General features: G+C 69.8%; 20 protein-coding genes and 1 tRNA gene. 5 read left to right on the forward strand and 16 right to left on the reverse strand.

Going from position 1 to position 22,784, the window contains the following annotated elements:
* Positions 1-17 precede the first annotated feature (17 nt).
* Entirely contained in the window at positions 18-2,801 is a 2,784-nt protein-coding gene (locus ACFXC1_RS32480; protein ID WP_381249375.1) for an AAA family ATPase, read from the forward strand.
* 434 nt (positions 2,802-3,235) lie between these two features.
* Here ACFXC1_RS32480 and ACFXC1_RS32485 read toward each other — a convergent pair whose 3' ends face one another.
* From ACFXC1_RS32485 to ACFXC1_RS32525, 9 genes are all read right to left on the reverse strand, one after another.
* Positions 3,236-4,069, reverse strand: a complete 834-nt coding sequence (locus ACFXC1_RS32485; protein WP_381249377.1) for an alpha/beta fold hydrolase — start codon at positions 4,067-4,069, stop codon at positions 3,236-3,238.
* Between the two features lie 85 nt (positions 4,070-4,154).
* Positions 4,155-4,634 carry a cupin domain-containing protein gene (locus tag ACFXC1_RS32490; protein WP_381249379.1) on the reverse strand — a complete coding sequence of 160 codons (480 nt, stop codon included), beginning with the start codon at positions 4,632-4,634 and terminating at the stop codon, positions 4,155-4,157.
* Positions 4,635-4,648: 14 nt separating this feature from the next.
* Positions 4,649-4,771 carry a hypothetical protein gene (locus ACFXC1_RS32495; protein WP_381249382.1) on the reverse strand — a complete coding sequence of 41 codons (123 nt, stop codon included), beginning with the start codon at positions 4,769-4,771 and terminating at the stop codon, positions 4,649-4,651.
* 32 nt (positions 4,772-4,803) lie between these two features.
* A complete protein-coding gene (locus tag ACFXC1_RS32500; protein ID WP_381249385.1) occupies positions 4,804-5,625 on the reverse strand; it encodes an SDR family NAD(P)-dependent oxidoreductase in 822 nt (273 codons plus the stop codon).
* Complete coding sequence (locus ACFXC1_RS32505) at positions 5,622-6,431, reverse strand: alpha/beta hydrolase (RefSeq protein ID WP_381249387.1); 810 nt, start codon at positions 6,429-6,431, stop codon at positions 5,622-5,624. Before ACFXC1_RS32505 ends, ACFXC1_RS32500 begins: the two co-directional genes overlap by 4 nt.
* 191 nt (positions 6,432-6,622) lie before the next feature.
* A tRNA-His gene (locus tag ACFXC1_RS32510) sits at positions 6,623-6,695 on the reverse strand.
* 82 nt (positions 6,696-6,777) lie between these two features.
* Entirely contained in the window at positions 6,778-7,380 is a 603-nt protein-coding gene (gene orn / locus ACFXC1_RS32515) for an oligoribonuclease (protein WP_381249390.1), read from the reverse strand.
* Positions 7,381-7,516: 136 nt separating this feature from the next.
* Positions 7,517-8,782: a GlxA family transcriptional regulator gene (locus ACFXC1_RS32520; RefSeq protein WP_381249393.1), complete on the reverse strand. Its 1,266-nt coding sequence runs from the start codon at positions 8,780-8,782 to the stop codon at positions 7,517-7,519.
* Positions 8,783-9,159: 377 nt separating this feature from the next.
* The gene (locus ACFXC1_RS32525; RefSeq protein ID WP_381249396.1) at positions 9,160-9,480 is read right to left on the reverse strand and encodes a hypothetical protein; all 321 of its coding nucleotides are present in this window, start codon (positions 9,478-9,480) and stop codon (positions 9,160-9,162) included.
* Positions 9,481-9,793: 313 nt separating this feature from the next.
* On the opposite strand from ACFXC1_RS32525, the gene ACFXC1_RS32530 reads away from it, so the two are divergent.
* Together ACFXC1_RS32530 and ACFXC1_RS32535 are read left to right on the forward strand one after the other, a co-directional pair.
* On the forward strand, positions 9,794-10,321 hold the full coding sequence (locus ACFXC1_RS32530; protein ID WP_019065779.1) for a universal stress protein: 528 nt from the start codon (positions 9,794-9,796) through the stop codon (positions 10,319-10,321).
* Positions 10,322-10,441: 120 nt separating this feature from the next.
* Complete coding sequence (locus ACFXC1_RS32535) at positions 10,442-11,014, forward strand: GPR1/FUN34/YaaH family transporter (RefSeq protein WP_381249398.1); 573 nt, start codon at positions 10,442-10,444, stop codon at positions 11,012-11,014.
* 146 nt (positions 11,015-11,160) lie between these two features.
* On the opposite strand, the gene glmS is transcribed toward ACFXC1_RS32535, so the two are convergent.
* Together glmS and ACFXC1_RS32545 are read right to left on the reverse strand one after the other, a co-directional pair.
* Positions 11,161-12,978 (reverse strand): glutamine--fructose-6-phosphate transaminase (isomerizing), encoded by a 1,818-nt coding sequence (glmS, locus tag ACFXC1_RS32540; RefSeq protein WP_381249400.1) that lies wholly within the window; start codon positions 12,976-12,978, stop codon positions 11,161-11,163.
* 12 nt (positions 12,979-12,990) lie between these two features.
* Positions 12,991-13,248, reverse strand: a complete 258-nt coding sequence (locus tag ACFXC1_RS32545) for a hypothetical protein (protein ID WP_019065776.1) — start codon at positions 13,246-13,248, stop codon at positions 12,991-12,993.
* A 165-nt stretch (positions 13,249-13,413) separates the two neighbouring features.
* Here ACFXC1_RS32545 and ACFXC1_RS32550 point away from each other — a divergent pair, with 165 nt between their 5' ends.
* Positions 13,414-14,994, forward strand: a complete 1,581-nt coding sequence (locus ACFXC1_RS32550; RefSeq protein WP_381249401.1) for a purple acid phosphatase family protein — start codon at positions 13,414-13,416, stop codon at positions 14,992-14,994.
* Between the two features lie 70 nt (positions 14,995-15,064).
* Here ACFXC1_RS32550 and ACFXC1_RS32555 read toward each other — a convergent pair whose 3' ends face one another.
* A complete protein-coding gene (locus tag ACFXC1_RS32555) occupies positions 15,065-15,943 on the reverse strand; it encodes a DUF4429 domain-containing protein (protein ID WP_381249404.1) in 879 nt (292 codons plus the stop codon).
* 55 nt (positions 15,944-15,998) lie between these two features.
* On the opposite strand from ACFXC1_RS32555, the gene ACFXC1_RS32560 reads away from it, so the two are divergent.
* Positions 15,999-17,615: a beta-N-acetylhexosaminidase gene (locus ACFXC1_RS32560; protein ID WP_381249407.1), complete on the forward strand. Its 1,617-nt coding sequence runs from the start codon at positions 15,999-16,001 to the stop codon at positions 17,613-17,615.
* A gap of 67 nt (positions 17,616-17,682) precedes the next feature.
* Here the strand turns inward: ACFXC1_RS32560 and ACFXC1_RS32565 are convergent, their stop codons facing one another.
* The 4 genes from ACFXC1_RS32565 to desA are packed head-to-tail and all read right to left on the reverse strand — an operon-like array spanning position 17,683 to position 22,715.
* Complete coding sequence (locus ACFXC1_RS32565; RefSeq protein WP_381249410.1) at positions 17,683-19,461, reverse strand: IucA/IucC family protein; 1,779 nt, start codon at positions 19,459-19,461, stop codon at positions 17,683-17,685.
* Entirely contained in the window at positions 19,458-20,009 is a 552-nt protein-coding gene (locus ACFXC1_RS32570) for a GNAT family N-acetyltransferase (protein ID WP_381249413.1), read from the reverse strand. Before ACFXC1_RS32570 ends, ACFXC1_RS32565 begins: the two co-directional genes overlap by 4 nt.
* Positions 20,006-21,289, reverse strand: coding sequence for a lysine N(6)-hydroxylase/L-ornithine N(5)-oxygenase family protein (locus ACFXC1_RS32575; protein WP_381249416.1), 1,284 nt, complete (start codon positions 21,287-21,289; stop codon positions 20,006-20,008). The genes ACFXC1_RS32570 and ACFXC1_RS32575 overlap by 4 nt, the downstream gene beginning before the upstream one ends.
* Positions 21,273-22,715 carry a lysine decarboxylase DesA gene (desA, locus tag ACFXC1_RS32580; protein ID WP_381249419.1) on the reverse strand — a complete coding sequence of 481 codons (1,443 nt, stop codon included), beginning with the start codon at positions 22,713-22,715 and terminating at the stop codon, positions 21,273-21,275. Before desA ends, ACFXC1_RS32575 begins: the two co-directional genes overlap by 17 nt.
* Between the last annotated feature and the right edge of the window lie 69 nt (positions 22,716-22,784).

Consider the following 22,784-nt stretch of genomic DNA (forward strand, 5'->3'; position numbering starts at 1 on the left):
AGCGGGGGAGCGGTCCCATGGTGTGGAACGGCGACCGGCACACGACCGGGCCGCAGATGGTCGGACGCCACGCCGAACGCGAAGCCGTCGGGCGGCTCCTCGACGCGGTGCGCGACGGCTTCAGCGGAGTCCTGGTCCTGACCGGCGAACCCGGGATCGGTAAGACCCGGCTCCTCGAGTACGCCGAGACCCGGGCCGCCGAACTCCGTGTGGTCCGGCTGACCGCCGCCCAGCCCGAGACCGGTCTCGGCTTCGGCGCGCTGTACCGCCTGCTACGGCCCTTCCTGAACCGGACGGACCGGCTGCCCGGGCCGCAACGTGCCGCGCTGGACGCGGCCCTCGGCCTGGTGCCGGGACCGCCCGCCGACCGCTATCTGGTCGGCCTCGCGACACTGACACTGCTGTCCGAGGCCGCCGCCGACCAGCCGCTGCTGTTCCTGCTGGACGACGCGCAGTGGCTGGACCGGGAGTCGGCCGAGGCGCTCGCGTTCGCCGCCCGCCGGCTGCACGCCGACTCCCTGGGCCTGATCATCGCCGTCCGCGACGGGCTCGAGGACGACGGCCTGTTCGACGCGCTGAGCGCGCACTCCGTGACCGGCCTGCCGGAGCCGGAGGCCAAGGCCCTGATCTCCTCGGGCACCCGGCGGGTGGACACGGCGGTGGCCGACCGGATCGTCGCCGGTACCGGCGGCAATCCGCTCGCGCTGCTGGAACTGGCCGAGGCGCTGACCGCCGGGCAACTGTCCGGTATCGCCCCACTGCCCGATCCGCTGCCGGTGGGCCGGCTCCTCGAGAGCCACTTCCAGCACCGGGTCCGGGCCCTGCCGCCCGAGACCGTAACCCTGTTGCTGCTGCTCGCGGCGGCCCCCTCGGACGACACGGGACTGATGTGGCGGGCGGCCGGACGGCTCGGACTGTCCGCCCGGGCCGTCCAGCCGGCGGTCGCCGCGGGAGTCCTCGGCCGGGACACGCCGACGGCCTTCCGGCACCCCCTGATCCGCTCGACGGTCTACGCCGCGGCCGAACCCGGCGAGCGCCGCCGGGCGCACGCGGCACTGGCCGCCGCCTGCGACCCCGTCCGGGACGCCGACCGCCGCGCCTGGCACCGGGCCGAGGCAGCCGAGGGCATGGACGACGACATCGCCGACGACCTGGCGGCCGCCTCCGAGCGGGCCCGCTCCCGAGGCGGCCACTCCCAGCAGGCCCGCTTCCTGTCGCGCGCCGCCGACTTCACCGGCGACCCGGACAGGCGGGCCGAACGGCTGCTCGACGCGGCGCAGGCCCATCTGGTGTCCGGCGACGCGGCGGCGGCGCGGATCGCGCTGGACCTGGCCGGCGCCGGCATCCGCGGCCCGGTGATGCGCACGCGCGAGCTGCGGATACGGTCGACCGCGCAGATGTTCCAGATCGCCGTCGCCGACGTCCCGGCGATGCTGATGGACGCCGTGACCAGGCTCGGCCCGCGGGATCCCCGGCTGACCTGGGAGCTGCTCCGTGAGGCGCTGCACGCCGCGCTGGTCGCCGACGGCTGTCCGCAGGGCACGCCGTTGACCGAGGTCGCGGCGGCTGTCGTCGCCGCCCGGCACGCCCCGGACACCGCCGCGTACGGCCGTGACCTACTGGTGGAGGGTCTGGCCCGGCGCGTGGCCGAGGGCTACGCGCACGGCGCGGCCATGTTGCGTACCGCCCTGGACCGGCTGCTGGACGGCGCCGAGATCGGGGACGCGAACAGCCCCTTCGCGGTGGTGCTCTCCATGGCCTGCGACGACCTCTGGGACGTACGGGCCGAGCGCGAACTCACCGACCGCCTCGCGGCGGCGGACCGCGACGCCGGCGCACTGTACGCGCTGAGCATCACGCTGCTCGTCGCGGCCCGCTGCGACCTCTGGGACGGACGGTTCACGGAGGCGGAGGTCCGCTACGCCGAGTTCGACGACATCGCGGCCGACACCGGCTTCCGCGGCGGCGGAGACATCAACCGGCTCCACCTGTTCGCCCTGACCGGCCGGGAGTCCGAACTGCGGGCGGCGGTGCGGCAGGCCGCGGAGATGAAGAGTATGGGCCACGGCCTGCTCCAGCTGCTGGCACAGCACGCGCTGACCCTGTTCGAGCTGGGACAGGGCCGCTACCGGCAGGCGCTGCGGCACGCGCGGGCCGTTTTCGACGGCGACCCCCCGGCCTGCGGCAACCTCGTTCTCCCGCTGCTCATCGAGGCCGGAGCGCGTACCGGAGACCGGACCGTCACCCTCGCCGCACTGTCCCGGCTGGAGGAACGCGCCCCGCTCGCCGGTACGCCCTGGGCCCTGGGCGCCCTGGCCCTCGGCCGGGCACTGACGGCGGACGGCGACGAGGCCGAGAAGTCCTACCAGGAGTCGGTCGACCTGCTGGGGCAGGCTCCGCTGGGTCTGGAACTGGCCCGTGCCCGGCTGCTGTTCGGCGAGTGGCTGCGCCGCCGCAAGCGGCGTGCCGATGCGAGGAAGCAGTTGCGCGCCGCCTACGAGAGCTTCGACGCCTTCGGTGCGGTGCCGTACGCGGAGCGGGCCCGGATCGAGCTGCTGGCCACCGGGGAGACGGCACGCAGACGTACGGTCGACACCCGGTTCGACCTCACACCGCGGGAACGGCAGGTGGCCTCCATGGCCGCCTCGGGGCTGACCAACGGTGAGATCGCGACGCGGTTGTTCGTCACCGCCTCGACCGTCGAGTTCCATCTGAACAAGGTGTTCCGCAAGCTCGGCATCACCTCCCGGAAACAGATCCCCCGCGCGATCGGCGAACCGGACCCGGTGGCCGGGGACTGACCCCGGCCGCCCCGACGGCCGGCACCGGGCACTCCAGCGGGACGGCGAACTGCGGCCGGTTCTGGGCGGCGCCGGTCTCGGTCGCCCGGTACAGCTCGAACACCGCGTGGCTGCCGCCCGGCTCTTCGAGCCCCTCGTTCTCGTCGTGCGGCAGGCCGAAGAACGGGAGCGATGCCGGCCGGTACGGGGATCCTCGGCGGCGAGCGGCCCCAGCTCGGGAACCGGGAGGCCGGGCAGTCCGGTCTCCCGGAAGACGAGCTGCCAGGGTCCGGGTGTCGTACCCGGTCGCCGGACGTCCCGGGCCGCCGAACCCGCGCAGGTCCACCGCGACGACCGTGTAGTGAGGTGTGAACAGGGGGATGACGTGGCGCCAGAAGAACATGGCCATGACGGTGGCGGTGACCGTCAAGTGACGCAACGCGTTGTGCGCGCGCCTACTTGGCCAGGAAGGCCAGCAGCGCGGCGTTGACCTCTTCGGCGTGCGTCCACAGCAGGCCGTGCGGGGCACCCTCGATCTCGACGTACTCGGCCGAGGGCAGCAGCGCGTGGAAGGGCCGCCCGGTGGCGTCGATCGGCAGGATCCGGTCGGCCGTGCCGTGCAGGATCAGCGTCGGTACGTCGATCCTGGCGACGTCGGCGCGGAAGTCGGTGATCCAGGTGGGCACGCAGGCCACCGACGCGTACGCCGACGCGCCCGCCGCCACGTTCCAACTGGCCCGCACCGCCTCCTCGCTGATCCGGCTCCCGAGCGTCTCGTCGAGGTTGTAGAACGCCTCGTAGAAGCCGGTGAAGTAGGCGTAGCGGTCCTTCGTGACCGCCTCCAGGATGCCGTCGAAGACGGACCGGTCGACGCCGCCCGGGTTGTCGTCGGTCTTGACCAGGAACGGTTCGAGGGAGGCCAGGAAGGCCGCCTTGGCGACCCGCCCCGAGCCGTACGTCCCCAGGTAGCGGCCGACTTCCCCGGTCCCCATGGAGAAACCGACGAGTACCGCGTCGGTGAGGTCCAGCTCGGTCAGCACCGCGTCGAGATCGGCGGCGAAGGTGTCGTAGTCGTAGCCCGTGGTCGGCTGCGCGGACCGGCCGAAGCCGCGCCGGTCGTAGGTGATGACCCGGTGGCCGGCGTCGAGCAGGGCCGGGAGCTGCTTCTCCCACGAGTGGCCGTCCAGCGGGTACCCGTGGATCAGCACGACGGGCTGCCCGCTCCCGTGGTCCTCGTAGTACAGCTCGATGCCGGCGGAGTTCTCCCGGCCGACGGTGATGTACGGCATGTCGGTTCCCTTCCTGGCTGTGGTGGACCGGCGCACGGGGACGGCGCCGGGTGGTGCCGTGGGTCTCATGTCGGGGCGGTCCGGCTCACCAGGACGGCGGTGGTCCGGTGACGCGCAGGTGGAAGGCCTCGGCGGAGGCCAGGACCGCCGCGAGGTCGAACTCCGGCGGGAGGTCCCCGGCCTCGGCCACCGGGGTGCCGTTGGCCCGGAAGTACTCCTCGATGCAGGCCGGGCTGAACAGCGCCGCTATCCGCGCCCCCTCGGGCGAGCGCACCAGATAGCTGTGCGGAACCCCGCGCGGCCCGTACGCGACCTGTCCGGGCACCAGGTCGTGGCGCCGGTCGCCGACGAAGAACGTCACCTCGCCGTCGAGGACGAACCAGACCTCCTCCTCGTCCTCGTGGACGTGGTGCGGGGGCGCGTGGCCGGCCGGGTCGGCGAACTCCATCAGGCTGAGCCGGTTGTCGGTCGCGGTACCGGGCAGCAGGATCCTGGCCTGGCCGCCGAGGAACCAGAAGGGTTCGCGCTCGGCCGTCGGGCCGAAGGTGGGGAAGAACCTGGTCATGTCCGCTCCTGACGTCATCGGTGGCTGCTCAGGAAACGCAGGAGCATGTCGGTCATCTCCTGCGGGTGCTCTTCGTGGATCCAGCGGCCGGAGTCGGCGAAGACCGCCGGAGTGACGTGGGTGGCGTGGCGGCGCACCTGCTCGGCGCCCGCCGCGCCGTCACGGCCGGTCAGAGGGATTCGACGAGGCCGCCGTCGATGACGAAGTCGGCGCCGGTGATGTTCGCCGCCTGAGGACCGGCGAGGTAGAGCACGAGATCGGCCACCTCCGCCGGCCGGGTGAAGCGGCCGGTCACGGACTGGTCCGCCGCACCGCGGGCCACCTCCCGGGGGTCGACGTCCCGGGACCGGGCGACCGTGGCGGCGACCCCGTCGGCGCCCTGCCACAGCGCCGTCTCCACCGGCCCGGGACCGACGGTGTTCACCCGCACACCACGCGGCCCCACCTCCTTGGAGAGGGCCTTGCAGAAGTTGGTCAGCGCCGCCTTCGCCGCGCCGTAGTCGATGACCAGGGGGTCCGGCAGCCGGGCGTTGACCGAGGAGACGGTGACGATACGGCCCGCGCCGGTGGCGAGCAGGTGCGGCAGGGCGGCCCGGGTGGCGCGGACGGCGGCCATGAAGTTGACCGTGAACGTCCACTCCCAGTCCTCGTCCGTCACTCCCAGGAAGCCGTCGACCCGTGGCCGTACCGCCCCGACGTTGTTCACCAGGACGTCGACACCGCCATGGAGCGCCACGGCCTCGGCGACCAGCGCGGCCGGACCGTCGGGCGTCGCGAGGTCGACTTCCACGACGGTCAGCTCGGCCCCCTGCTTCACGTGCCGGTCGAGGGCATCGGTGCGTTCCCTCGAACCCGCGACGACGCGGGAACCGGCCGCGAGGAAGGCCTCGACGACGGCCAGCCCGATACCGCGCCCGGCGCCGGTGACCACGACGGTCCGCCCGGCCGGGCCCGCGTCGGCACCGGACGGGCCGGCAGCCCGGGGACTCATCGCCCGGTCCCGGGATTCTGCTGCCGCAGCCAGGTGAGTACGGTGTCCGCGACCTCGCGCCAGCCGCTGTCGATCGTCAACGAGTGCCCGCGGTCGGGGAAGTTGATGATGTCGGTGACCGCCTCGGAGTGCCGGTACTGCTTGAGGGTGGCCCGGGTGACGACCTCGGGCACCGTGTGGTCCTTGCCGCCGGAGATGAGCAGCAGCGGGCCGCGTCCGCTGTTGTCCGTGTCGACCTTCGCCGGCGAGTGGGGGTTGAAGTTGGCGGAGGCGGCCTCGTAGAGCGGCTTGCCCGGCGCGGGGATGGCCCAGCGCTCGTACAGGGCCGCCGACTCCTCCTCCGCGACGGCGTTGCCGAACGCGAACCGGAACTGCTCCGCGGTCAGGGAGACCGACCGGCGCTTGTTGGCCGGGTTCTTGAAGACCGGGAGCGTGGCCTTCAGCGCGGACAGCGGCAGGGGCAGCACGCCCTTGATCTGCGCGGCGTCGATCGCGACCGCCGCGGCCGCGCGGTCCTGGCCGAGCAGCTTCTGCGCGATCATCCCGCCGAAGGAGTGGCCGATCACGAGGGGCCGTGCGGGCAGCGTCTCGATCAGGGCCGCGTAGTGCTCGACGACGTCGTCGATGCCGTGGCCGGCGATGCTCTCGGGGTTCTGGCGCGCCTCCTCGACGGTGGCGGGGTCGCCGGGCCATCCGGGCGCGGAGGGGTCGTAGCCCTCGGCGCGGAACAGATCGATCCACGGCTGCCAGGAGGTGCTGTGCAGCCAGAGCCCGTGGATGAAGACCACGGGAAGGGGGACGGTCATGGCTGGGCCTCTTTTCTGTGGGTGTCGTGACCCGGCATGTGCCCACGAAACCGGGAACCCCGGTGCCCTCGCACTGGGGAAACACCCCAGAACTCGCGTGATGCGGGCGGGAGTTGAGGCACTCCTGCGCTCCGCCGACAACCGAAAGGCCCCTGTCCCGCGCTTCCGCGGGCCAGGGGCCTTCGTTCAAGGGTGAGTGACGGGACTTGAACCCGCGACTTCCTGGACCACAACCAGGTGCTCTACCAGCTGAGCTACACCCACCATGCCCGGTCGTTCACTTAGAAAGTTTCCGACCGGCCGAGAAAAAGTGTACAGGGTCCGAAGGGGTGCTCGCGCCCGGCTTTTACGGGGTGGGCTGGACGTGCTTCGCGGCGATCGTGCGGGCCGTGTCGGAGTCGGGGCCGGGCTGCGGGACGAAGATCGCCTCGCGGTAGTAGCGCAGCTCGGCGATGGACTCGCGGATGTCGGCGAGGGCGCGGTGGTTGCCCTTCTTCTCGGGGCTGTTGAAGTACGCCCGCGGGTACCAGCGCCGGGCCAGCTCCTTCACCGAGGACACGTCCACGATGCGGTAGTGCAGGTACTCCTCCAGGGTCGGCATGTCACGGAGGAGGAAACCGCGGTCGGTGCCGACCGAGTTGCCGCACAGCGGGGCCTTGCCCGGCTCCTTGACGTGCTCCCGGATGTAGCCCAGGACCTGCTCCTCGGCGTCGGCCAGCGTCGTACCGCCGGCCAGCTCGTCGAGCAGGCCGGACGCGGTGTGCATCTGGCGTACTACGTCCGGCATCGTCTCCAGCGCCCGGTCCGGCGGGCGGATGACGATGTCCACCCCCTCGCCGAGCACGTTCAGCTCGGAGTCGGTGACGAGGGCGGCCACCTCGATGAGAGCGTCGTCTGACAGCGAGAGGCCGGTCATCTCGCAGTCGATCCACACCATGCGATCGTTCATGTGTCTAACCCTAAGGTGCGCGCTGCTCAGCTGAGCCAACCGTGCGGTGACCTTGTGGCGCGGGGGGCGTGCGAAAGCCCTCGGGGATCTCCCGACTGACGGAGATCCCCGAGGGCGATGCTGTCGCTACGTCCCGCTACGTCCCGCTGCGCTGCCCGGGCAGGCTCGCCGCCGCCCGGCTCGTGGCGTACGCCTCACGGCCGTTGTCCGCCGCCGAGGCGGAGGAGGCCGCCGCGGCCGACAGCGCGCTCGCCGCCGTACGGCGGGTCTGCATCGGGACCGGGCCCTCCGGGTGGAGCGAGGGCGGCAGGCCCGCCGGGCCCAGGGACGACGGACCGCCGGGCTGGCCCGGGGCGCCGTCGCCGTCCACCTGCTTGTCGCCCTGGGGCCTGCGGGCGCGGTACGCGGCCCGGTAGGCGGCGGGCGACGAGCCCAGCTGGCGCCGGAAGTGGCCGCGCAGCGCCACCGGTGAGCGGAAGCCGCAGCGCCCCGCGACCTCGTCCACCGAGTAGTCCGACGTCTCCAGCAGACGCTGTGCCTGGAGCACCCGCTGCGTGATCAGCCACTGCAGGGGAGCGCTCCCGGTGAGCGAGCGGAAGCGGCGGTCGAACGTACGCCTGCTCATGTACGCGCGTGCCGCCAGCGTCTCCACGTCGAACTGTTCGTGGAGGTGCTCCAGCGCCCAGGCGACGACCTCCGCGAGCGGGTCGGCGCCGATCTCCTCTGGTAAAGACCGGTCGAGGTAGCGCTCCTGACCGCCGCTTCGGCGCGGGGGGACCACCAGGCGCCGGGCGAGCGCGCCGGCCGCCTCGTTGCCGTGGTCCGTCCGCACGATGTGGAGACAGAGATCGATTCCGGCCGCCGTACCGGCGGACGTCAGTACGTCTCCGTCGTCGACGAAGAGTTCCCTCGGATCCACGTGCACCGACGGATAGCGCTTGGCCAGCGTCGGCGCGTACATCCAGTGGGTGGTCGCGGGACGGCCGTCCAGCAGACCCGCAGCGGCCAGCACGAAGGCGCCGGTGCACAGGCCTACTATGCGGGCCCCTTCTTCGTGCGCCCGGCGCAGTGCGTCGAGCGCCTCCTCCGGCGGCGGCGCGGTGATCGACCGCCAGGCGGGCACGACGACGGTGCCTGCCCGCGAGATCGCCTCCAGGCCGTGTGGCGTGGTGAGTTCCAGCCCGCCGGTGGTGCGCAGCGGACCTTCCTCGCCGCCGCACACAAGAAGGCGGTAGCGCGGAACTCCGGCGTCCTGCCGGTCGATGCCGAACACCGACAGCGGTATGGAACTCTCGAAGATGGGGCCGCCGCTGAACAGCAGCACCGCGACGATCTCCTTGCGGCGTCGCCCGGAAAGCTTCCGGGCCGCGGCTTCCGGCGCGGCAGTGGAGTCGTGGCTCATACTGCTAAGCCCCCCTCGGTGGTCGCGGCTCCTCGGTTGTGTCGCTCCTGCACGTTTCCCCTCGGTCCTGCACGAGTCCCCCGCCGTAAGACGTCAAGATCGAATCTACTGTGTCCAGTGGTGCCGGGGTGACCAGTTCGGCAACCGGCACATTGTCGACATGGCAACTTGGCGTGAAGCATTCGATCACGAAGCGTTGCACTCGTGGGCCGTGCAGGGAAGTACGCCTCCCCTTAGTGGCCAATCCCCGTAGGGTGCGCAGGGCCTCCCAGACCCTTTCGGTGCAGGTGGAACGGGGGTTGGGGGGTGGTTCGGACAACAGATGCGCGGTGGCCGGAAGTTGGCTGAAAAGCATCGGGCGCGTGCGCGGAAACCGGTCAGTCGACCGGTGTACTTCCTCCGGCGTGCCGACCGCCCCGGTGCGCCCCCGCCACCGCCCGGTGACGGTGGCCGCGGTGCGGCGCCTCCTCCTCGTCCAGCAGCCGGGCCGTGCCCCGCTCGGAGCGGCGCAGCAGCACCCGGCAGGCGGCGGTGACGGCCGCGAGCCCGAGGGCCGTACCGGTCGCGCCGGCCAGCGAGGCGCCGTACCAGAGGAGGACCAGGGGGACGAGGACACAGCTGAAGACCGCCCAGCGGACCACATCGGTGGCGGTGTCCGGGCCGGGGTGTGCCTCGGAGGTCGTGCGGTGTCCGGACATGGCGTGCTCCCTGGGGCGGCGGTTCGCCGGGTTCAACGCTTGTTCGATGCGTCGGTCACTGTAGGGCAGCCCATGGGTGGACGCGGGGACAAGTGAATCCTGTGCAAACCGCCTGTACGGGGCAGCAACCATTGCGTTACGGGCGCCCCCTCGTGCATGCTCCGGGGAACTCCGCCGGAGCGTGTGCGGGATATGGGCTAAGGAGGACTGGCGCCGTACCCTTGGGGGTATGGGGTTGGGAAGATGATTCCCGGACACAGCTCCGCCGCACACTGTTGTCCCCTCCCAAGAGGATCAAAAAGCCGAGACATCCATGGCCGGTCACGAATCTTTCGAACCCGCGGACCGCAAGCGGCCCGTCGCCGATCCCACGGCGGCCGAGCCCCTGGCGGCGGAACAGCCACGCCATTCCTGCGATCCCGCCTTCAAGCACGGCGTCGTCGTCGGTTTCGACGGCTCCACGTCCAGTGAGCGTGCCCTCGCGTACGCCATCGGCATGGCCCATCGCTCGGGCTCGGGCCTGGTCATCGTGCACGTCGCCAACCGGCTGCCCACCACGGTGTGGGCGGGCTGCGAGCCACCGGTCTTCGTCGACGTGCCGGATCACCGCACCGAGGTGCTGGGTCTTGAGCTGGCGTGTGCCGAATACCTCGCCGAAGTGCCCTGGATCCTCGTCGAGCGCGGTGGCGACATCTGCCACGAACTCGAAGAGGTGGGGCGGGAGTACGAGGCGGACGCGATCGTCGTGGGCTCGACCCACGGGATCGTCGGGCGCATCTTCGGCTCCGTCGCGGGGCGGCTCGCGAAGCGGGCGCAGCGGCCGGTCGTCGTCATCCCGTAAGTCGTAGGTCCAACTCGCTGGTCGGCTCCGAATTCACTGCTGTGCAGAGGTGTTTGTGTCCTTGTGAAGGGCATATATCGGTCACACCGCACAATCGCACATGCATGAAGGGAGCCCGCCGTGGACAATGACGTCTCCGCGGGAAGCACGGGAAGCACCACCTCGATCGTCGGCCGACTCGCCCTGGGAATCACCCTGTTGGCCTTCGGGCTGGGGTACACCGATGTCATCAACGGCGTGTCGGCATCTGACGCCGTTTCACTCGCCCACTACGTAGGCGGAGTTGCGCTCTTCGTCGCCGGGCTGTTCGCGTTCCGCGACGGCGACACGGCCACGGGGACCGCCTTCGTGGCCTTCGGCGCGCTCTGGTTCACCTGGGCCGTCAGCGCGGGCGGCTCCGCCTCGGACAACGCGGCGGGGTTGTTCCTGGTTCTGTTCGCCCTGGTCGCTCTCTCGGTGACCCTCGCTGGTGGGGATCAACTCACCCAGGGGACATACGGGTTGTTCTTCGTCTCCCTTGCGCTGCTTGCCATCGCGCAGTTCGCCGGCAACGACGGGCTGGGCAAGGTCGGCGGGTGGTTCGGTGTCGCTGCGGGGGCTGTTGCCTGGTACTCGGCGACGGCCGCGTTGGCTCACTGGCCGACGGTTCTTCCGCGGCGGGCTGCGGGTCGGGGCGTGACGGCTACCGGCTAGCGGCGCAGGCCGGGAGTTGGACAACTCCCGGCGATATGAACGAACCCCCCGTGTTTGAGGCACACGTGGGGGTTCGTTCTGTTCCGTTGGCCGCTGCGGGTGCGCGGGGGCTGCTCGCGCAGTTCCCCGCGCCCCTTTGGGGCGCTCTACTCCACCGTGACCGACTTCGCCAGGTTCCTCGGCTTGTCGATGTCCCGGCCCAGCGCCAACGCCGTGTGGTACGCGAGGAGTTGGAGAGGAATCCCCATCAGGATCGGGTCCAGCTCGTCCTCGTTCTTCGGGACCACGATCGTCTGGTCGGCCTTCTCCTGGTGCTGGTGGGCCACCGCGAGGATGCGGCCGCTGCGGGCCTTGATCTCCTCCAGGGCGGCGCGGTTCTTCTCCAGGAGGTCGTCGTCGGGGACGATCGCGACCGTGGGGAGGGCGGGCTCGATGAGGGCGAGGGGGCCGTGCTTCAACTCCGAGGCGGGGTAGGCCTCGGCGTGGATGTACGAGACCTCCTTGAGCTTCAGCGAGGCCTCGCGGGCCACCGGGTAACCCCGGACGCGGCCGATGAAGAGCATCGAGCGGGCCTCGGCGTACTCGGCGGCCAGCTTCTTGATCTCCTCCTCCCGGTCGAGGATCTCGGAGATCTGGGCCGGGAGCTTTCGCAGGCCCTCGATGATGCGCTTGCCGTCGCGGACGGAGAGGTCGCGGGTGCGGCCGAGGTGGAGGGCCAACAGGGCGAACGCCACTGTGGTGTTGGTGAAGCACTTGGTCGAGACGACACAGACCTCGGGGCCCGCGTGGACGTACATGCCGCCGTCCGCCTCGCGGGCGATCGCCGAGCCGACGACGTTCACCACGCCGAGGACGCGGGCGCCCTTGCGCTTCAGCTCCTGGACCGCGGCGAGGACGTCGTACGTCTCACCGGACTGGGAGACCGCGATGTAGAGGGTGTCGGGGTCCACGACCGCGTTGCGGTACCGGAATTCGGAGGCCGGCTCGGCGTCCGCGGGGATGCGGGCCAGTTCCTCGATCAGCTGGGCGCCGATCATGCCCGCGTGGTACGAGGTGCCGCAGCCGAGGATCTTGACGCGGCGGATCTGCCGGGCCTCGCGGGCGTCCAGGTTGAGGCCGCCGAGGTGCACGGTGGAGAAGCGGTCGTCGATGCGGCCGCGCAGCACGCGGTCCACGGCGTCGGCCTGCTCGAAGATCTCCTTGTGCATGTAGGTGTCGTGGCCGCCCATGTCGTAGGAGGCGGCCTCCCACTCGACGGTGGTCGGCTCGGACGTGGTGCGGGTGCCCTCGGTGGTGTATGTCCGGAAGTCGTCGGCCTTGAGGGTCGCCATCTCGCCGTCGTCGAGGGTCACTATCTGGCGCGTGTGCGTCACGAGCGCGGCGATGTCCGAGGCTACGAACATCTCCTTCTCGCCGATCCCGAGGACCACGGGGGAGCCGTTTCGAGCCACCACGATGCGGTCGGCGAAGTCGGCGTGCAGGACGGCGATGCCGTACGTCCCCTCGATCACCCGGAGCGCCTGGCGGACCTTCTCCTCCAGGGTCTCCGCCTGGGAGCGGGCGATGAGGTGGGTGAGGACCTCGGTGTCGGTCTCGGAGAGGAACTCGATGCCGTCGGCTTCGAGCTTCTTCCGGAGGTCCGAGGCGTTGTCGATGATGCCGTTGTGCACGACGGCGACCTTGTTGTCGGCCGACAGGTGCGGGTGGGCGTTCACGTCGGAGGGCGCGCCGTGCGTGGCCCAGCGGGTGTGGGCGATCCCGGTGGTGCCCTTGAAGCGCGCCGGGACCTTGGCCTCCAGGTCACGGACCCGGCCCTTGGCCTTGACCATCTTCAGGCCGGCCGCCTTCGGGGTCGTCACGACGATGCCCGCCGAGTCGTAGCCGCGGTATTCCAGCCGCTGCAGGCCCTCCAGCAGAAGCGGAGCAACGTCACGCCTGCCGATGTAACCGACAATTCCACACATATATAGGTGTTCCTAGCCGTAGACGATGCGGCGCAGCTGCCTGAGCGTGAGCTCCGGCGGTGCGACCGCCCGGTATTTCAGGTCCGCCTCGATCCGGTCGAAGATCGTCGCGTTGACCAGGCCCTGGGCCTGGAGCTCGCGGTGGCGGCGACGGACGTAGTCCTCGGTCGTCTCGTCGAAGTACGCGAGCACGTCCTGGATCACCCGCAGCGCCTCGCCCCGGTTGAGGGTCGTGGAGCGCGTCAGATGATCAACGAGTTCGTCGTGCACCCGGTTGATCCTGGGGTACCGGGGGAAGGTTTGCAAGAATCCTGCCCGATATCGGGCAGCGGCCTGTTGAATGTCTTATGGGACTCTGTTCGCAAGCTGTCCATCCTGTGTCTTGTGTTACGTCGCTCATATGGACGAGTTTCAGACGCCATGGACATTCCTCGTATGGGAGTACCCGAAGAGCTCGCCGAGCGCATGAGCATGGCTGAGCAGCACGAGTACCTACGCTCGAAATTCTCCCGGCGCACGATGATCAGAGGCGGCGCCGTGACCCTCGGCGCCGTCGCCGGTGGCGTGTTCGTCCCGGGCGCGGTCGCCCAGGCGGCCGTCCCCAGCCAGGCCTCCGCCACCTATGCCTCCACCCCCTCCAGCGAGTCGATCGACGGGGCCCTCGTCTCCCCGTTCGGCCGCCACCTCGCGTTCGGCAACGACCCGAGCACCGAGGTCACGGTCTCCTGGCAGGTCCCGACCAACGTCAAGAAGCCGTTCGTCCGCATAGGCGCGCACCCCTGGGACCTCTCCCGCAAGATCGAGGCCGAGGTGCGCACGCTCTACACCCCGGCGGGCGTCGGCGCGAGCGGCGACCACACCCAGTACTACCTGCACGCCAAGCTGACCCACCTGCGTCCGGGCAAGACGTACTACTACGGCGTCGGCCACGCGGGCTTCGACCCGGCCGAGGCCCACCTGCTCGGCACGCTGGGCACCTTCAAGACGGCCCCCGACCGCGCCGTGCCGTTCACCTTCACCGCCTTCGGCGACGAGGGCGTCGGCTACCACGGCCTGGCCAACAACAGCCTGCTGCTCGGCCAGAACCCGGCCTTCCACCTGCACGCCGGCGACATCTGCTACGCCGACCCGGCCGGCGCGGGCAAGACCGCCGACACCGGCTTCGACTCGCGCGTCTGGGACCAGTTCCTCGCCCAGACCGAGTCGGTCGCCAAGTCCGTGCCGTGGATGCCCGCCTACGGCAACCACGACATGGAGGCCTGGTACTCGCCCAACGGCTACGGCGGCGAGGACGCCCGCTGGAACCTGCCGGACAACGGCCCCGACAAGACCAACCTGCCGGGCGTCTACTCCTTCGTCTACGGCAACACGGCGGTCATCTCGCTGGACGCCAACGACGTCTCGTTCGAGATCCCGGCCAACCTCGGCATCTCCGGCGGTACCCAGACGACGTGGCTCGAGGGGCAGCTCAAGAAGTTCCGCGCGTCCAAGGACATCGACTTCGTGGTGATCTTCTTCCACCACTGCGCGTACTGCACCTCCACCGCGCACTCCTCGGAGGGGGGAGTGCGCAACGAGTGGGTGCCGCTGTTCGAGAAGTACACGGTGGACCTGGTCATCAACGGCCACAACCACCAGTACGAGCGCACCGACGTCATCAAGAAGAACGCGGTCGTCAAGAAGCTGCCGATCGGCGGCACGGCGTACCCGGAGACCGAGGGTGTCGTCTACGTGACGGCGGGCGCGGCCGGCCGCAGCCTGTACGCGTTCTCCGCCCCGGACTCCTACGAGGGTCACGTCGCCGACGTCGACTCGGTCGCCGCCTTCATCAACACGAAGGACGGCAAGGTCAACGAGACGGTCGCCTGGTCGCGCGTGCGCTACCTCAACTACTCGTTCCTCCGCGTGGACGTCCAGCCCGCCCACAAGGGCCGTACGGCCACCCTGACGGTGCGCGGCATCGCCGAGACCGGCGCCGAGATCGACCGCTTCACGGTCGCCCGCAAGGCCAAGTAACTCCGGTCACGGCCACGTGACTTCCGTCGTACGCCCGGAAGGCGGGGCGTAGACACACCGCAGGCGGTCCTCACATGCGTTTGAGGACCGCCTGTTTGGCCATCGAGAACTCCTCGTCGGTGAGCACCCCGTCTCGGCGCAGCTCGCCGAGTTCCCGCAGCCGCCGCAGCAGCGCGTCGTGGCCGTCCTCCGCCGCGGCCGTCAACTGCCGTACGGGCTGCGGTTGTTCAGGTCGTACGTCCGTCTCGGCGGCGGGGTGCGGGAGCCGCGCCTGGACGGCCGCGGCGATCAGGGCCATCAGCGGGTCCTTCTTGAAGCCCCACAGCTCAACGGAGTTGGGGTCGTATTTGGGCGGAGCCTTGGTCGGCGCGTGGCGCACCGCGAAGCGGATGTAGCCGTTCTCCAGACCGGCCGAGGGCCGCCACTCCACGCCCACGAGGTCCGTGACGGCGAGAGTGCGGGCACCGGCGGCGGACTTGGCGTCCTCGGTCTTCCAGTTCCACTCCAGCCGTACGTGCTCGCCGTCGAAGCTCGCGGTGCCGTCCCCGGCGGAGACGGAGAGCGGCACGGCCGGGCCCGGCAGCAGGTACTCGGCCACCGGGTCCGCCGGAACCCCGTCGAGCAGCAGGGCGTTGCGCACCTCGTCCACGAAGTACTCGGCGACCCCGTACCGGTCCGATTCCACGGTGAGTTGATAGGGGTCGTCGCCCTCGGCGAGCCGGCCGCCGGTGGCGTGCAGCAGCGGGTCGGCGCCGTCGCGAAGCCGCAGTCGCAGCCGCCCCGACTTCCGGCCCTGTTCGAACGAGACGCCCGCCAACGCGCCCAGGGGAACGACGAGTTCGCCCAGCGTCCTGCGGAACAGGCCGGCGTTCTTGTCCCGTCCGGGAGTCAGCCGCAGGGCGTCGCCGTCGAAGATCCAGGTGCCGTCCTTCTGGATGATTTCCGCCATAGGAGAGATTGTTCCATCGCCTTGGCGACAGAATGGTCTGTACCTGTCCGGCTGCATGGAGGGACCGCTCGTGAGACACCTTGTGAGACAGCGCCAGAGAACGACCCGCCTCCTCGGTTCGCTGCTGCTAGTCGCCGCCGCGAGCGTGTCCGTCGCCGGCGCCGCACCCTCCGCCGAGCCGGCCGCCGTCACCCCGCTGGGCCGGGTGGTACCGGCGCCCGCGTCCGTCACCCCCGGCGGCCAGCCGTACCGGATCACGAGCTCCACCCGGATCCGGGTCGACGACACCCGGGAGTCGCGCCGGATCGGCGAGTACCTCGCGGGCATCCTGCGCCCCTCCACCGGCTACCGGCTGCCGGTCACCTCGCGGGGCAAGGGAGGCATCCAACTCCGCCTCACCAAGGGCACGTTCGGCGCCGAGGGCTACCGGCTCGTCAGCGGGGCCTCCGGAGTCACCATCACCGCGAGCAGGCCGGCCGGACTCTTCCACGGCGTCCAGACCCTGCGCCAACTCCTGCCCGCCGCCGTCGAGAAGAACTCCGTGCAGCGCGGCCCCTGGCAGGTCGCGGGCGGCACCGTCGAGGACTCCCCGCGCTACGCCTACCGCGGCGCCATGCTCGACGTCTCCCGGCACTTCTTCACGGTCGCCCAAGTCAAGCGCTACATCGACCAGTTGGCCCTCTACAAGATCAACGAACTGCACCTGCACCTCAGCGACGACCAGGGCTGGCGCATCGCCGTCAACTCCTGGCCCCGGCTGGCGACTTACGGCGGCTCGACCGAGGTCGGCGGCGGCGCGGGCGGCTACTACACGAAGGACGACTACAAGGAGATCGTGCGGTACGCGGCCTCCCGCTTCCTGGAGGTAGTCCCGGAGATAGACATGCCCGGCCACACCAACGCGGCCCTCGCCTCCTACGCCGACCTGAACTGCGACGGCGTGGCACCCCCGCTCTACACGGGCACGGACGTCGGCTTCAGCTCGCTGTGCGTCGGCAAGGACGTCACCTACAGTTTCCTGGACGACGTGATCAGCGAGCTGGCCGCGCTCACCCCGGGCCGCTATCTCCACATCGGCGGCGACGAGGCGCACTCCACCAGCCATGAGGACTACGTCAAGTTCATGGACCGGGTGCAGCCGATCGTCGCCAAGTACGGCAAGACGGTGATCGCCTGGCACCAGATCACCGGAGCGCATCCGATCAAGGGTGCCCTCGCGCAGTACTGGGGTCTCGACGACACCGACGCCGCCGAGAAGGCACAGGTCGCCGAGGCCGCGAAGAACGGCACCGGGCTGATCCTCTCGCCCGCCGACCGGGTCTACCTCGACATGAAGTACACCGAGGACACCCCGCTCGGCCAGGACTGGGCGGGTCTGGTCGAGGTGAAGCGGTCCTACGACTGGGATCCCGGCAACTACCTTGCCGGGGCGCCGAGTTCGGCGATCCGGGGCGTCGAGGCACCGCTGTGGTCGGAGACCATCGTGACCGACGCCAACATCCAGTACATGGCCTTCCCCCGGCTGCCGGGCGTGGCCGAGCTGGGTTGGTCGCCGGCCTCGACGCACGACTGGGACACCTACAAGGTGCGGCTCGCGGCACAGGCCCCGCGCTGGGACGCGCTGGGGATCGACTACTACCGGTCGCCCCAAGTGCCTTGGCCCGCAAGGTAGTTGTTTCTTGCCATGAAGGCGGGCACCCCGGGGGACCGTACCCCGGGGTGCCCGCCTGCTTCGTGGGTCAGAACCCGGCGATGGGGTTCTTCAGGGTGCCGACGAGCTGGAGCGCGCCGGACGGGTCCGCCAGGTCCACCATCTGCTCGTTGTTGCGCAGCTGGAGCCGGTTGAGGCAGGACAGCGAGAACTCAGGGGCGAACATGTCGTACTGCCGGAACTTGTCGGCGAGTTCGGGCGCCGAGTCCTGGTACTCGCGGGTGACCTCCGCGACCGTACGCCAGAAGTCGTCCTCCTCCAGGACGCCTTCTGCGGCCAGGTTGGAGGCGAGGAAGCGGAAGAAGCAGTCGAAGACGTCGGTGAAGATCGACAGGAGCTTCTTGTCCTCGGGGACCTCGACCCGCAGTCGCTCCACCGTCGGCGGCAGCACCGCGTCCGGGTCCATGACGGCGATCTCCTCGGCGATGTCCTTGTAGATCGCGCGCTGGACGACACCGTTCTCGAGGACGAGGATCACGTTCTCGCCGTGCGGCATGAAGACCAGGTCGTAGGCGTAGAAGCTGTGCAGCAGCGGGGTGAAGTACGCCCGCAGGTAGCGCCGCAGCCACTCCACCGGGGCCAGCCCCGAGCGCTCGATCAGCGCGCCGGCGAAGGAGGCGCCCTCGTGGTCGAGGTGCACCAGCGAGGCCATCGTCGCGAGGGACTCGCCGTCCCGGAGCGAGGACACCGGGCTCTCGCGCCACAGGGCGGCGAGCATTTTGCGGTACGGCGAGTAGCGGTCGGTGGCCGCCTCGTACTCCAGGTGGCGGTAGCCGACGGCGGCCCGCTCGCGGATGATCGACAGACCGGTTGACTTCAACACCGGGTCGTTGTCGATGAGTTGGGCGAGCCAGTCGTTGATCGCCGGGGTCGCCTCCATGTAGGCGGCCGAAAGCCCGCGCATGAAGCCCATGTTGATGACCGACAGGGCCGTCTTCACGTAGTGCTTCTCGGGGTTGGACCGGTTGAAGAACGTCCGGATGGACTGCTGGGCGAGGTACTCGTCGTCGCCCTCGCCGAGACAGACGAGGTGGCCGCGGGCGACCTCGGCGGCGAAGGTGACGGTGAGCTTGTTCCACCACTGCCAGGGGTGGACGGGAATGAGGAGGTAGCCGTCGGGGTCGAGACCCTGGTCGGTGAGGGTGGCGCGGAAGCGGTCCAGCGTGGCGCTGCCCAACTCGTCCTTGACGAACGACTCGTACTCGATGCCAACACCCGCCGTGAACGCCGCCCGTGAGCGGTGCGCCGCCAGCCAGACCAGCCGGACCGGGCTCGCGGTCTCGGGGGCGTACGACAGGTACTCGTGGACGCCGAAGCCGAGCCGCCCGTTGTTGGCGACGAAGCAGGGGTGGCCCTCGGTCATCCCGGTCTCGATGGCCTGGAAGCCGCTCGTCACCAGCTCGGCGACCGGAATCTGCGGCTTGGTGAGCTTGTAGCAGGTGCCGGAGAGGGTGGAGGAGATCTCCTCCAAATAGACCGGCAGGATCGCCTCGCTCAGACCGAGCGCCTGCTTCAGCTCGATGAAGAAGTCCAGTGCGGCGAGGGGGAGTTCGGCGCCGTCGCGGTGACGCGTGATGGAGTCGGCGTCGACCTGCCAGTGGTCGAGGGCGCGGCGGACGGCGGTGAACCGGTAACGCGTCAGCCCGTCGTCACTGCGGACGACATACAAGTCGCTGTCCTGCGAGGCCGGTTCGGGGGTGATCAGCCGCTCGTGCGCGAACTCGGCGAGGGCCTTGCGGATGAGGAGGCGGTTGGCCTTCTCCCAGCGCTCGGGGGAGAGGTGGGCGACGGCGTCGGCGAGGCTCATGCGGACACCGCCGTGGCTGTGAGGAACTGTTCCCGGGTGCAGAAGCTCAACAAGGCTTTCTTCTCCGGCTTCTGGATCTCGCGCTCGGGCACGAACCCGACCGCCTTGTTCAGGGCGTGCACGGCGGTGTTGGACACATCCGGCTCCACGACGACACGGGCGACGGCCGGGTTCTCGAAGAGGCGGGCCATCACGGCGGTGATCACCGCACGGGTGAAGCCGTGGACGGGCGCCTCGGTGGCCGGCGTCAGGAAGTGCATGCCGACATCGCCGGGCAACGGCTCGTACAGGCCGACCAGTTCGCGATACCGCGGGTCGTAGTACTCCATCAGGAAGACGGGCATCCCGTCCTGGAGCCCGAGCAGCGCCTGCTGGTGCTCGTCGGCCGCGATCTCCATGTAGGCGCGCTCGACGTCCTCCGGTTTCGCGTCCTGCATCATCCAGTACGCGGCCTTGGGATGGGTGACCCAGCGGTGCAGCAACTCGGCGTCGCGCAGCGGGTCGAGGGGGCGGAAGGTGAAGGTGCCTGTGGTGGTGAGGGCGCTCATACGGCGAACTCCTGGAACGCGATGGTCTGTTCGACCGGGTAGTACTCGGTGCCGAGCAGCTCACGGATGATGTACGAGTTGCGGTACGCGCCCATGCCCAGGTCCGGGGACGTGATGCTGTGCGCGTGGACGCCGGCGTTCTGGAGGAAGACGCCCCGGCCCGTGGTGTCGATCGAGTAGTTGCGCGCGATGTCGAAGTTGCCCTGCGAGTCGTAGCGCAGCCGCTCGTGCACGGGCTTGAGGAACTCCGGCTCGGCGTACTTGTAGCCGGTGGCGAGGACCAGGCCCTGGGAGCGCAGGGTGTAGTCCTTCTGCTGCTCCTCCTGGCGCAGGGCGAGTTCGTACACGCCGTCGCGGTAAGTGGCGTCGTTGAGGGAGGAGTTGGTGAGCAGTCGGGTGGGGACGGGTCCGCCGACCTTCTTCTGGTACAGCAGGTCGAAGATGTCGTTGACGAGGTCGCCGTCGATGCCCTTGAAGAGGCCCTTCTGCTCGGCCGTGAGGCGGTAGCGGGTCTGCTCGGGCAGGGCGTGGAAGTAGTCGATGTACTCCGGGGAGGTCATCTCCAGCGTGAGTTTCGTGTACTCCAGCGGGAAGAAGCGCGGCGAGCGCGTCACCCAGTTCAACTCGTAGCCGTGGACGTCGATTTCGCTGAGCAGGTCGTAGTAGATCTCGGCGGCGGACTGCCCGCTGCCGACCAGCGTGATCGACTCCTTGGCCTGCAGCGCTGTTTTGTGCTGCACATAGCGGGAGTTGTGGATGAAGTCGCCGCCGAGTCCGGCGACGGCCTCGGGGAGATACGGCGGGGTGCCGGTGCCCAGGACCAGATGACGGGCGCGGAACACGTCACCGGCCTCCGTCCGGACGACGTAGACCCCGTCCTCGTCCTCGTACGTCACTTCCGAAACCGTCGTGCTGAAGCGCACGTTGGACAGGCGGTTGGCGGCCCAGCGGCAGTAGTCGTCGTACTCGACCCGCAGGGGATAGAAGTTCTCGCGGATGTAGAAGGGGTACAGACGCCCCTTCTCCTTCAGGTAGTTGAGGAAGGAGTACGGCGAGGTCGGGTCGGCGAGGGTGACCAGGTCCGACATGAACGGGGTCTGGAGGTGGGCGCCGTCGAGGAACATGCCGGCGTGCCACTCGAAGTCGGGCTTCGAGTCCAGGAAGATCCCGTCTAGTTCGGCGATCGGCTCGGTGAGGCAGGCGAGGCCGAGGTTGAAGGGCCCGAGCCCGATGCCCACGAAGTCGTAGGTCTTGCCGGCGGGTTCAGGAAGCGCGGTCAAGGGACTCTCCCAGGTACTGCTCGGCGTGGCCGGCGATCAGGTCGAGGACGGCGGCGATGTCGCCGGCCGTCGTCTCGGGGTTGAGCAGGGTGAACTTCAGGTAGTGGCGGCCCGCGACCTTGGTGCCCGCGACCACCGCGTCACCGGAGGCGAACAGGGCCTTGCGGGCGTACAGGTTGGCGCGGTCGATCTCGGCGGGGTCGGTGACGGCGGCCGGGATGTAGCGGTAGACGAGGGTGGACAGCGAGGGTTCGACGACCACGTCGAAGCGTGGGTCGGCGGCAAGGAGTCGCCACCCCTCCTCGGCCAAGTCGCAGACCTCGTCGAATAGTTGGCCGATGCCGTCGGCGCCCATCACGCGCAGCGTCATCCACAGCTTGAGCGCGTCGAACCGGCGGGTGGTCTGCAGGGACTTGTCGACCTGGTTGGGGATGCGCTCCTGCACCATGCGGCGCGGGTTGAGGTAGTCCGCGTGGTAGGTCGCGTGGCGCAGGGTGTCGGCGTCGCGGACCAGCAGGGCGGACGAACTCACCGGCTGGAAGAAGGACTTGTGGTAGTCCACGGTGACCGAGTCGGCGCGCTCGATGCCGTCGATCCGGCTCCGGTGCTTGAGTGAGGCGAGCAGCCCGCAGCCGTAGGCCGCGTCGACGTGCATCCACACCCCGAACTGCTCGCACAGCTCGGCGATTTCGGGCAGCGGGTCGATGGAGCCGAAGTCGGTGGTGCCGGCGGTGGCGACGACGGCCATGGGCACGAGCCCGGCGTTCTTGCAGCGCTCCAACTCCCGTGCGAGCGCGACCGTTTGCATCCGCTTGTCGGCGCCGACGGGTATCGACACGACGGCGTCCTGCCCGAGGCCCAGCAGCTTCGCGGACTTCTTCACGCTGAAGTGGCTGACCTCAGAAGCGAAGACACGCAGTTTGGCGAGGGTGTCGGTCTTCGCCTCCTCGCGGGCCAGCAGCAGGGCCTGGAGGTTGGACTGGCTGCCGCCGGAGGTGAACACCCCGTCCGCGTGCGGCCCGAGGCCGATCCGCTCGTTCGTCCAGTCGATCAGCTTGCGCTCGATGAGGGTGCCGCCGGCCGACTGGTCCCAGGTGTCCAGGGAGGAGTTGACGGCGGAGAGCACCGCCTCGCCGAGCACGGCGGGGATGACGACCGGGCAGTTGAGATGGGCGAGGTAGCGGGGGTGGTGGAAGTAGACCGCGTCACGCAGGTACACCTCGTCCAGCTCGTCGAGCACCGCGGCGGTGTCGTGGAGCGGACGGTCGAGGTCGATCCGGTCGATGAGGGGGGAGAGGGCGTCGACCGTGACGCCGGTGAACGGTCGTTCCGTGGTGGCGAGTTTGGCCGCCACCCGCTCCACGCCTTGAGTCACGGAGCGGCGGTAGTGCTCCGCAGTCGTGTCATTGAGCAGGTGCGAGCGCATGTGGGGGTCCTCCGGGGTGGGGACGGATTTGAACTTAGGTAAGGCTAACCTAACTTAGATCTTTCGGAA

The sequence above is a fragment of the Streptomyces hokutonensis genome (assembly GCF_042751305.1).
Lineage (GTDB): Bacteria > Actinomycetota > Actinomycetes > Streptomycetales > Streptomycetaceae > Streptomyces > Streptomyces hokutonensis_A.

Excerpts from the sequence above, each read along its gene's own strand:
- ACFXC1_RS32480 (WP_381249375.1), top strand. The coding sequence starts at position 18 with ATGGTGTGGAACGGCGACCGGCACACGACCGGGCCGCAGATGGTCGGA.
- ACFXC1_RS32485 (WP_381249377.1), bottom strand. The coding sequence starts at position 4,069 with ATGCCGTACATCACCGTCGGCCGGGAGAACTCCGCCGGCATCGAGCTG.
- ACFXC1_RS32490 (WP_381249379.1), bottom strand. The coding sequence starts at position 4,634 with ATGACCAGGTTCTTCCCCACCTTCGGCCCGACGGCCGAGCGCGAACCC.
- ACFXC1_RS32500 (WP_381249385.1), bottom strand. The coding sequence starts at position 5,625 with ATGAGTCCCCGGGCTGCCGGCCCGTCCGGTGCCGACGCGGGCCCGGCC.
- ACFXC1_RS32505 (WP_381249387.1), bottom strand. The coding sequence starts at position 6,431 with ATGACCGTCCCCCTTCCCGTGGTCTTCATCCACGGGCTCTGGCTGCAC.
- orn (WP_381249390.1), bottom strand. The coding sequence starts at position 7,380 with ATGAACGATCGCATGGTGTGGATCGACTGCGAGATGACCGGCCTCTCG.
- ACFXC1_RS32520 (WP_381249393.1), bottom strand. The coding sequence starts at position 8,782 with ATGAGCCACGACTCCACTGCCGCGCCGGAAGCCGCGGCCCGGAAGCTT.
- ACFXC1_RS32525 (WP_381249396.1), bottom strand. The coding sequence starts at position 9,480 with ATGTCCGGACACCGCACGACCTCCGAGGCACACCCCGGCCCGGACACC.
- ACFXC1_RS32530 (WP_019065779.1), top strand. The coding sequence starts at position 9,794 with ATGGCCGGTCACGAATCTTTCGAACCCGCGGACCGCAAGCGGCCCGTC.
- glmS (WP_381249400.1), bottom strand. The coding sequence starts at position 12,978 with ATGTGTGGAATTGTCGGTTACATCGGCAGGCGTGACGTTGCTCCGCTT.
- ACFXC1_RS32550 (WP_381249401.1), top strand. The coding sequence starts at position 13,414 with ATGGGAGTACCCGAAGAGCTCGCCGAGCGCATGAGCATGGCTGAGCAG.
- ACFXC1_RS32555 (WP_381249404.1), bottom strand. The coding sequence starts at position 15,943 with ATGGCGGAAATCATCCAGAAGGACGGCACCTGGATCTTCGACGGCGAC.
- ACFXC1_RS32560 (WP_381249407.1), top strand. The coding sequence starts at position 15,999 with ATGGAGGGACCGCTCGTGAGACACCTTGTGAGACAGCGCCAGAGAACG.
- ACFXC1_RS32565 (WP_381249410.1), bottom strand. The coding sequence starts at position 19,461 with ATGAGCCTCGCCGACGCCGTCGCCCACCTCTCCCCCGAGCGCTGGGAG.
- ACFXC1_RS32570 (WP_381249413.1), bottom strand. The coding sequence starts at position 20,009 with ATGAGCGCCCTCACCACCACAGGCACCTTCACCTTCCGCCCCCTCGAC.
- desA (WP_381249419.1), bottom strand. The coding sequence starts at position 22,715 with ATGCGCTCGCACCTGCTCAATGACACGACTGCGGAGCACTACCGCCGC.